Source organism: Thermodesulfobacteriota bacterium (assembly GCA_040756475.1).
In the GTDB taxonomy this organism is placed as follows: Bacteria; Desulfobacterota; Deferrisomatia; order Deferrisomatales; family JACRMM01; genus JBFLZB01.
Genome location: JBFLZB010000208.1, coordinates 1 through 7,763 on the forward strand (window position 1 = coordinate 1; position 7,763 = coordinate 7,763).

At 71.5% G+C, this 7,763-nt stretch carries 9 protein-coding genes; 5 read left to right on the forward strand and 4 right to left on the reverse strand.

Annotated features, from left to right (window positions below; all coding sequences use genetic code 11):
- Together AB1578_20280 and AB1578_20285 are read left to right on the forward strand one after the other, a co-directional pair.
- A partial coding sequence (locus tag AB1578_20280; GenBank protein MEW6490232.1) for an alpha-isopropylmalate synthase regulatory domain-containing protein occupies positions 1 to 326 on the forward strand: 326 nt, incomplete at its 5' end.
- A 94-nt stretch (positions 327 to 420) separates the two neighbouring features.
- Complete coding sequence (locus AB1578_20285; protein MEW6490233.1) at positions 421 to 921, forward strand: helix-hairpin-helix domain-containing protein; 501 nt, start codon at positions 421 to 423, stop codon at positions 919 to 921.
- A gap of 62 nt (positions 922 to 983) precedes the next feature.
- Here AB1578_20285 and cysN read toward each other — a convergent pair whose 3' ends face one another.
- The 4 genes from cysN to AB1578_20305 form a co-directional block, all read right to left on the reverse strand.
- A complete protein-coding gene (gene cysN / locus AB1578_20290; GenBank protein MEW6490234.1) occupies positions 984 to 2,810 on the reverse strand; it encodes a sulfate adenylyltransferase subunit CysN in 1,827 nt (608 codons plus the stop codon).
- Complete coding sequence (cysD, locus tag AB1578_20295) at positions 2,810 to 3,745, reverse strand: sulfate adenylyltransferase subunit CysD (GenBank protein MEW6490235.1); 936 nt, start codon at positions 3,743 to 3,745, stop codon at positions 2,810 to 2,812. The genes cysN and cysD overlap by 1 nt, the downstream gene beginning before the upstream one ends.
- Before the next feature lie 32 nt (positions 3,746 to 3,777).
- On the reverse strand, positions 3,778 to 4,755 hold the full coding sequence (locus tag AB1578_20300) for a cysteine synthase family protein (protein ID MEW6490236.1): 978 nt from the start codon (positions 4,753 to 4,755) through the stop codon (positions 3,778 to 3,780).
- Between the two features lie 74 nt (positions 4,756 to 4,829).
- The gene (locus AB1578_20305) at positions 4,830 to 5,537 is read right to left on the reverse strand and encodes a phosphoadenylyl-sulfate reductase (protein ID MEW6490237.1); all 708 of its coding nucleotides are present in this window, start codon (positions 5,535 to 5,537) and stop codon (positions 4,830 to 4,832) included.
- A gap of 149 nt (positions 5,538 to 5,686) precedes the next feature.
- Between AB1578_20305 and AB1578_20310 the strand changes: the two genes are divergently transcribed.
- From AB1578_20310 to AB1578_20320, 3 genes are all read left to right on the forward strand, one after another.
- The gene (locus AB1578_20310; GenBank protein ID MEW6490238.1) at positions 5,687 to 6,625 is read left to right on the forward strand and encodes a 4Fe-4S binding protein; all 939 of its coding nucleotides are present in this window, start codon (positions 5,687 to 5,689) and stop codon (positions 6,623 to 6,625) included.
- A 62-nt stretch (positions 6,626 to 6,687) separates the two neighbouring features.
- Positions 6,688 to 6,918, forward strand: a complete 231-nt coding sequence (locus tag AB1578_20315; GenBank protein ID MEW6490239.1) for a sulfurtransferase TusA family protein — start codon at positions 6,688 to 6,690, stop codon at positions 6,916 to 6,918.
- Positions 6,919 to 7,015: 97 nt separating this feature from the next.
- Positions 7,016 to 7,763 (forward strand): HesA/MoeB/ThiF family protein (locus AB1578_20320; protein MEW6490240.1); only part of this gene is annotated, 748 nt, incomplete at its 3' end.

The following is a 7,763-nucleotide window of genomic DNA, read 5'->3' on the forward strand; positions in this document are numbered from 1 at the left end:
CCGCGGTGGGCAACGGCCCGGTCAACGCGCTGGACGCGGCCCTGCGAAAGGCGCTGGAGAAGTTCTACCCCGCCATCCGCGACGTGCGCCTGGTGGACTTCAAGGTGCGGGTGCTCGCCTCGGGCGGGGGAACGGGCGCCCGGGTGCGGGTGCTCATCGAGTCGAGCGACGGGCACGAGACCTGGGGCACCGTGGGGGTGAGCGCCAACGTGATCGAGGCGTCGTGGCAGGCGCTGGTGGACTCCATCGAGTACAAGCTCATGCGCGACGAGGAGCGGGCGGCGGGCTCGCCGGTCCCCCGCCGCAGGGCCACCAACGGGGCCTGAGGGTGCGCGGGCAGACCCCGGCGCTCCTCTTCCCGGCCACCGCTTTTCCCGCCGCCGATCGCGGTTTCCGGAGCCCGTCGCGACCGGGGTTCCCATGTCCGATCCCACCGCCTCCCGTACCGCCGCCCTGGGCCTCCTGGTGCTGGCGGCGCTGGCCTGGATCCTCCCACCCGGCCTGCGGTGGGCCGCTCGCCTGCTTGCCCCCGCGCCCCCCGCGATTTACGGGCTCGCCGATGCCCCCGGCCTTTACTGGTCGCCCGAGGGGGCGACACCGGTTCCCGACGGGCACCGGGCCGCCGGCGGCCGGGAAGGCCCGCTTCCCCTGGACGGCTGGGAAGGGCTCCTCCTCGGTCGCCGCCTCGATCTCAACCGCGCCCGCGCCGAGGACCTGGAAGCCCTGCCGGGCGTGGGTCCCAAGACGGCAGCCGCCATCCTCGCCGAACGGGCAGCTCTCGGGGGGTTTGCCGAGGTCGAGGACCTCCTGAAGGTCCGGGGCATCGGGCCCAAGACCCTGGAAGCCCTGCGGCCGCTCGTCTCGGTGGAAGACGGCGGCGCCGCGGACATGGGCGGGGGCAGGGGCCTTGCGCGTCCATAGAGGACGAGCTCGAGCCCGCCCGGCCCCGGCACGTCTCGTTTACCGGTGTCCCCGGCCCGCCGTCAGATCCCCCCGCCTTCCAGGTACGCCGCCCCCTTGAGGAACCCTCCCTTGGCGAGCAGGGCGACGATCCGATCCGCCGCCTCCTCGAGCCCGATCCGGTGGAGGGGCAGGATCAGATCCGGGGCCGGCGGCGGATCGTAGGGCTCCTCCGGCGGGGCCTCCAGGGGTTCGCCGGGGGTGATGCGGCCGGGGCCGTGGGGCGCGGCCAGCTCCGGGGGCGTGGCGATGTGGACTTCCAGGAACCGGCCGGGTTCCAGGACGCTGCGCACGCGCTGGCGATCCGCTGCGCGCATCCCCGGGAGGCTGAAGAGGACCAGGACCCCGGCCTCCACCAGGAGGCGCGCGGCCAGCGCCGCCCGCTCGGCCGCGTCGCCCTCCTCCCCGGCCCCGGTTCCCAGCCGCTCCCCGTCCACCGCGTAGGCGTGGATTCCCTGGCGAAAGAGCCGCGCCTCCAGGGTCTGGGCGAGCTCCGCCTTGCCCGTCCCCGAGAGACCGGCGAGCCAGACGGCGGCGGCCCGGTACCCGAGGCTCGCCTCCCGGGCTGCCCGGTCCACCCGCCCCCCGGGCACCAGGGCCTCAGGACCGGTCAGGGGCCGAGCCTCCCGGATCATCCCCGCGGCCACCGTGTGGTTGGTCTCCAGGTCCACGAGTACGAAGGCCCCGGTGGCCCGGTTGGCTTCGTAGGGGTCGGCGCACAGGGGCTGGGCGGTGGCCAGGCGCACCCGCCCGATCTCGTTGAGGGCCAGCCGGTGGGTCGGCACCCGGTCCAGGCTGTTCACGTCGGTGCGCCAGAGCACCTCGGCCACCCGGCCCCGCACTCCCCGGGTGGTGTGCCGGACGAGGTAGGGCCGGTCGGGGTCCAGGGGGGTGTCGTCCATCCAGACGAGATCCGCCTCCACCTCGCGGGTGACCGTCGGCGGGGCCGAGGGCGCGGCGAGTACGTCCCCCCGGGAGACGTCGATCTCGTCTTCGAGCACGAGGGTCACCGACTGGGGTGCCCGGGCTTCCGGGAGGTCCCCTTCGAAGGCGTGCACGGCCTGCACCCGGGTGCGCCTCCCCGAGGGCAGCGCCACCACCTCGTCGCCGGGCCGCACCGTCCCCGAGGCGATCTGCCCCGCGAAGCCCCGGAAGTCCTGGTGGGGGCGAAGGACGAGCTGCACCGGGAACCGAAGGGGCCCCTGTGCGCGCCGTCGGCCTACCTCCACGGTCTCCAGGTACTCCAGCAGGCTCGGCCCGCCGTACCAGGGCATGGCGGGCGACCGGGAGGCCACGTTGTCGCCGACCTTGGCCGACAGCGGGATGAAGACGGCGCCAGGGGCCCCGAGCCGGGCCGCGAAGCCCTCGAAGTCGCGCCGGATGCCTTCGAAGACTCCCCGGTCGTACCCCACCAGGTCCATCTTGTTCACCGCCACCACCAGGTGGGGGATTCCCAGGAAGTGGGCGATGGCCGTGTGGCGCCGGGACTGGACCAGCACCCCGTGCCGGGCGTCGATGAGGATGACGGCCAGGTCGGCGGTGCTCGCCCCCGTGGCCATGTTGCGGGTGTACTGCTCGTGGCCCGGGGTGTCGGCGATGATGAACTTGCGCCGGGGCGTGGCGAAGTACCGGTAGGCCACGTCGATGGTGATGCCCTGCTCCCGCTCGGCCTTGAGGCCGTCGGTGAGGAGCGACAGGTCCACCTCCCCGGTTTCGGGGTTGCGGCTCGCGCGGCGCACGGCGTCGAGCTGGTCTTCGAAAATGGCCTTGGTGTCGTAGAGCAGCCGCCCGATCAGCGTGCTCTTCCCGTCGTCCACCGACCCGGCCGTGGAGAATCGCAGAAGATCCATTAGAAGTACCCCTCTCGCTTTCGCTCTTCCATGCTCGCCTCGCTCGCCCGGTCGTCCACCCGGGTCGCGCCCCGCTCGGTGAGGCGGGCGGCGGCAGTCTCGGCGATGATTTCGGCCGGGGTGGCGGCGTCGCTCGCGACGCAGGCCGTGCAGCTCATGTCGCCCACGGTACGGAAGCGCACCCGCCGGCGCTCGACCCGCTCGCCGGGCCGGGGGGGGACCAGATCCCCCACGGGCAGCAGGCAGCCCTCGCGCACGAGCACCTCGCGCTCGTGGGCATAGTAGATGGAGGGGATCTCCAGGCCCTCGCGCTCGATGTACTGCCACACGTCGAGCTCGGTCCAGTTGCTCAGGGGAAAGACCCGGATGTGCTCCCCCCGGTGGTGGCGGCCGTTGTAGAGGTTCCAGAGCTCGGGCCGCTGGTTCTTGGGGTCCCACTGACCGCTCACGTCCCGGAAGGAGAAGACCCGCTCCTTGGCCCGGGCCTTTTCCTCGTCCCGTCGGGCCCCCCCGAAGGCCGAGTCGAACCGCAACTCCCCCAGGGCGTCGAGGAGGGTCACGATCTGCATGCGGTTGCGGCTCTGGTTCTCCCCCACCCGCTCGACGATCCTCCCCCGGGCGATGGAGGCCTCCACCGTGCGCACCACGAGCCGGGCCCCGAGCTCGGCGGCCCGGCGGTCCCGAAACTCCAGCACCTCCGGGAAGTTGTGGCCCGTGTCCACGTGGAGGAGAGGGAAGGGGATCGGCAGGGGGTGGAACGCCTTCTCGGCCAGCCGGAGAAGGCAGATGGAGTCCTTTCCCCCCGAGAAGAGCAGGACCGGCCGCTCGAACTCGGCGGCCACCTCCCGGAAGATGAAGATGCTCTCGGCCTCGAGCCAGTCGAGATGGCTGCCGGACGACGGTCGGGGGTCGGTGAGGATCGCGGAAGCTTCCATGGTTCCTTCCAGGCGGCCGCAGAGGGGGCCGCTCACGGGTTGGGCTCGCCCTGGCCTACCAGCCACTGGGCGTAGAAGCTCATGTACTTGAAGGCGTTGTCCGGGGCGATGGCTACCCCCAGGCCCCCCTCTCGGCGCCCCACCTCCCGGGCGGCCCACAGGATGGCTCCCGAGGAGGGGCCCAGGAGCAGGCTCTCCGTGCGGGCCACCTCCAGGGCCGTCGCGTAAGCGTCGGCGTCGGTCACCGGGAGCACTTCGTCGATTACCGAGGGGTCGAGGATCTCGGGCTGCTTCGACTCCTGGAAGTTCTTGAGGCCCGGGAGCTTGTGGTTTCGCTGGGGTTCCACCGCCACGATGCGCACCCTGGAGTTTTGCTCCTTGAGGAACCGACCGACCCCGGTCAGCGTGCCGCAAGTGCCGTAGCCGGCGAAGAAGTGGGTCACCCGCCCCCCGGTCTGGTCCCAGATCTCGGGACCGGTGGTCTCGTAGTGCGCCCGCACGTTGTCGGGGTTCTCGTACTGGTTGGGCATCACGTAGAGGTCCCGCGTGCGCTCCCCGGCCACCATGCTCTTGGCCAGCGCGATGGCGCCGTCCTTGGGGTGCTCGATGGGGCAGAGGTCGTCCGGGGTGGGCCAGACCTCGGCGCCGAGCATCCGCAGCACTGCGAGCTTTTCTTCGGGGACCGCGCTCGGCACGGTAATCGTGCACCCCACGCCGGCCAGGTTTGCCAACGCCGCCAGCGCGATGCCCGTGTTGCCCGAGGTGGGCTCCACCAGGCGCTTGCCCGGGGGGAGCCCGCCCCGTTCCTGGAGCCCTCGCAAGAGGTACAGGGCGGTGCGGTCCTTGATGGACCCGAAGGGGTTGAAGCCCTCGAGCTTGGCGTAGAGCTCCTGGGGCAGCCCGGCCCCAAAGCGCCCCAGCCGTACCAACGGCGTGGGGTTTTCGGGGTCGGCGATGAGCTGGGCCAGGTCTTGGTAGACCCGCTTGGCGGGGTTCGGGGCGGCAGTCATCTCGGGTCCTCCTGATTCTCGTGTCCGACGCGTCAGACCTGTCCGACAGGTCCGACGCGGTTTTCCTCGACCCCTCAACGGCGGTGGAGCCCGCACTCCTTGTGCTCGGGGCTCTCCCACCACCAGCGCCCGGCCCGGGGGTGCTCCCCCGGAGCCACGGCCCGGGTGCAGGGCGCGCACCCGATGGAGGGGTACCCCTGGCGGTGGAGCCGGTTTACGGGCAGGCGCCGCTCCTCGGCGTAGGCCCACACCTGTTCCCAGGTCCAGTCCAGGAGGGGGTTGATCTTGAGGATGCCCCCGTGGGCCTCGTCCACCTCCAGAGGCGCGAGCGCGGTCCGGGTCACGCTCTGCTCCCGCCGAAGGCCCGTGATCCAGCCGGCCAGGCCCCGCAGCGCCCGGGCGAGGGGCTCCACCTTGCGGATGCGGCAGCACTCGTGCCGGTTCTCGAGGCTCTCGCGGAAGCTGTAGAGGCCCTTTTCCCGCTCCAGTTGCTCCACGGCGTCTCGCTCGGGGAAGTGCCACCCGAGGGGAATCCCGTAGCGCACCCGCACGGCCTCGGCCGCCTCGTAGGTCTCCTCGTCGAGGCGCCCCGTGTCCAGGGCGAATACCCGGACCTGGGCGGGAATCTGCACCCCCAGCTCCCGCAGGAGGTCGAGGACGACCACGTCCTCGGCGCTGAACGAGCAGGCCAGGCCCACCGGGCCCCCGGCGGCGTCCAGGCCGGCCCGGAGGATGTCCTGGGCGGTGGGGGCGTCGGGAAGGGCGGGAAGCGCGCGGGACATGGGATCCTCTTAATTGTTTCGTTTTGAGATCGTGAATGGTGTGGGAGAATCCTACGTGATTGCGTGTTGACAGTCAAGAATAGTTTCCGATAATCTACGTCGCATTGGACAACAATATCCGGGCGCGTCTGGCTCGGCTGGAGGCGGAGATGGCGATCGACCCCCGCGACTTCTACACCCCAAAGGTTCTCGATGCGCAGCTCACGGGGATGATCAAGACCCGCGAGCCCAACACCTACTCCGCGCGGTTGCGCATTCCCATGGGGATCCTGACGGCCGACGCCCTGGAGGACGTGGCCGCGGTCGCCAGGGCCCACGGCCGGGGCGAGGTGTACTTGACGGCGCGGATGGGGATCGAGATCCCGGGAGTCCAGACCGAGGACTTCCCGGCCCTGCGGGAGGATCTGGCGGCCCGGGGGGTGGCGCTGGCCGGGTGCGGGCCCCGCATGCGGTCCACCACGGCCTGCAAGGGCACGGTGTGCCCCCATGGGAACCTGGACGTCTTCGAGCTCGCCTGGAGGATCGACCAGGCCCACAACGACGCCGCCGTGCTCCCCCACAAGTTCAAGGTGGGGGTGGCGGGGTGCGCGTCGTCGTGCTCCAAGCCCCAGACCAACGACGTGGGGTTCGTGGGGGTGAGCGAGCCCGAGCTCGACCCGGGGGCCTGCGTCAACTGCGGCATCTGCGCCGAGGCCTGCCACCTGGCGGCCCTGCGGATGGAGCAGGGGCTGCCCGCCATCGATCCTGACCTGTGCGTCTCCTGTGGCGACTGCACCAAGGCCTGCCCGGTGCAGGCGCTCGCGCCCCGGCGCACCGGGTTGGATCTCTATGCAGGCGGGCGGTGGGGCCGGGAGAAGCAGGTGGGCATGCGCCTGGGCGCCTTTCTCTCCGAGGACGAAGCGGTGGGCGCCGTGGGCCGGATCAAGGCCTGGTACGTGGCCGAAGGCCGCACGAAGGAGCGCCTGGGGCAGACCATGCTGCGCCTCGGACCCCGAGCCTGCCAGGAAGCGGCCCTGGAGGGAGTGCCCCGGGGAAAGTGGGTGGAGCTCACCGCGGAAGCCGAGGAGCGGTTTCGGGGGTTTCGGTGACGACGGGGCTCACGGACGAACACGGACACCCACGGACGGGCACGGACAGGAGGAGGACGGCGATGACACAGGCCTTCGAGCTCGACATTACCGGCGACGTCTGCCCCATGACCCTGGTGCGGGTGCGCATGGCCCTGGACAAGGTCGCACCGGGCGGGGTGCTCCGGATCAAGATGGCCGCGGGGGAGCCCGTGGCCTCGATTCCCCGCACCCTGCGCGACGAGGGCCACGAGCTCGTCTCCCTGGAGCGGTCCGGCGAGCACTTCGAGGCGAGCTTCCGAAAGAAGCCGTAGGTCGGGTTCGCCTCGGGTTAGCCCGAAGAGCGTAACCCGACGAACAACTAACCAACGACAGTCTTCGTGGTGAAACCCAGAGATCTCCCAAGAGCCCATGACCAGCACTCCCCTGACCGAGCACGAAATCCTGCGCTACTCGCGCCAGATCATCCTCCCGGAGGTGGGCGGTGCGGGGCAGGAGCGCCTGAAGCGCGCCCGGGTCCTGGTGGTGGGCGCGGGGGGGGTGGGGGCGCCGGCGGCCCTGTACCTCGCGGCCGCGGGGGTGGGGACCCTGGGGATCTGCGACGACGACCGGGTGGATCTCACCAACCTCCAGCGCCAGGTGATCCATGCCACGAAGGATCTGGGCCGGCCCAAGGCCGCCGCGGCGGCCGAGCGGCTGCGGGTCCTGAACCCCGAGATCCGGGTGGAGGAGCACCCGGTGCGCCTGCGGGCGGCCAACGCCCTGGCGATCCTGGCCGGGTACGAGGCCGTCGTGGACGGCTCCGACACCTTCGCCTCCAAGTTCCTGGTGAACGACGCCTGCGCCGCGGCGGGAGTGCCCCACGTCTTCGCCGGCATCCTGGGCTTCCAGGGCCAGCTCCTCACGGTGCTTCCCGGCCGGGGGCCCTGCTACCGGTGCTTCTTTCGCGAGGCGCCGCCGCCCGGCTCGGTGCCCACCTGCGCCCAGGCGGGCATCCTCGGCCCCGTGGCGGGGGTCCTGGGGAGCCTCCAGGCCCTGGAGGTCTTGAAGCTCCTTCTGGGCATCGGGGAGCCCGCCGCGGGACGACTGATCCTCTTCGACGGCCTGGGGCTCGCGTGGCGCGAAGTGGCTATCCACCGGGACCCGAGGTGCCCTTCTT

What these genes read in the sequence shown, in the direction of transcription:
- AB1578_20285 (MEW6490233.1), top strand. Translation starts at nt 421, where the DNA reads ATGTCCGATCCCACCGCCTCCCGTACCGCCGCCCTGGGCCTCCTGGTG.
- cysN (MEW6490234.1), bottom strand. Translation starts at nt 2,810, where the DNA reads ATGGATCTTCTGCGATTCTCCACGGCCGGGTCGGTGGACGACGGGAAG.
- cysD (MEW6490235.1), bottom strand. Translation starts at nt 3,745, where the DNA reads ATGGAAGCTTCCGCGATCCTCACCGACCCCCGACCGTCGTCCGGCAGC.
- AB1578_20300 (MEW6490236.1), bottom strand. Translation starts at nt 4,755, where the DNA reads ATGACTGCCGCCCCGAACCCCGCCAAGCGGGTCTACCAAGACCTGGCC.
- AB1578_20305 (MEW6490237.1), bottom strand. Translation starts at nt 5,537, where the DNA reads ATGTCCCGCGCGCTTCCCGCCCTTCCCGACGCCCCCACCGCCCAGGAC.
- AB1578_20310 (MEW6490238.1), top strand. Translation starts at nt 5,687, where the DNA reads ATGGCGATCGACCCCCGCGACTTCTACACCCCAAAGGTTCTCGATGCG.
- AB1578_20315 (MEW6490239.1), top strand. Translation starts at nt 6,688, where the DNA reads ATGACACAGGCCTTCGAGCTCGACATTACCGGCGACGTCTGCCCCATG.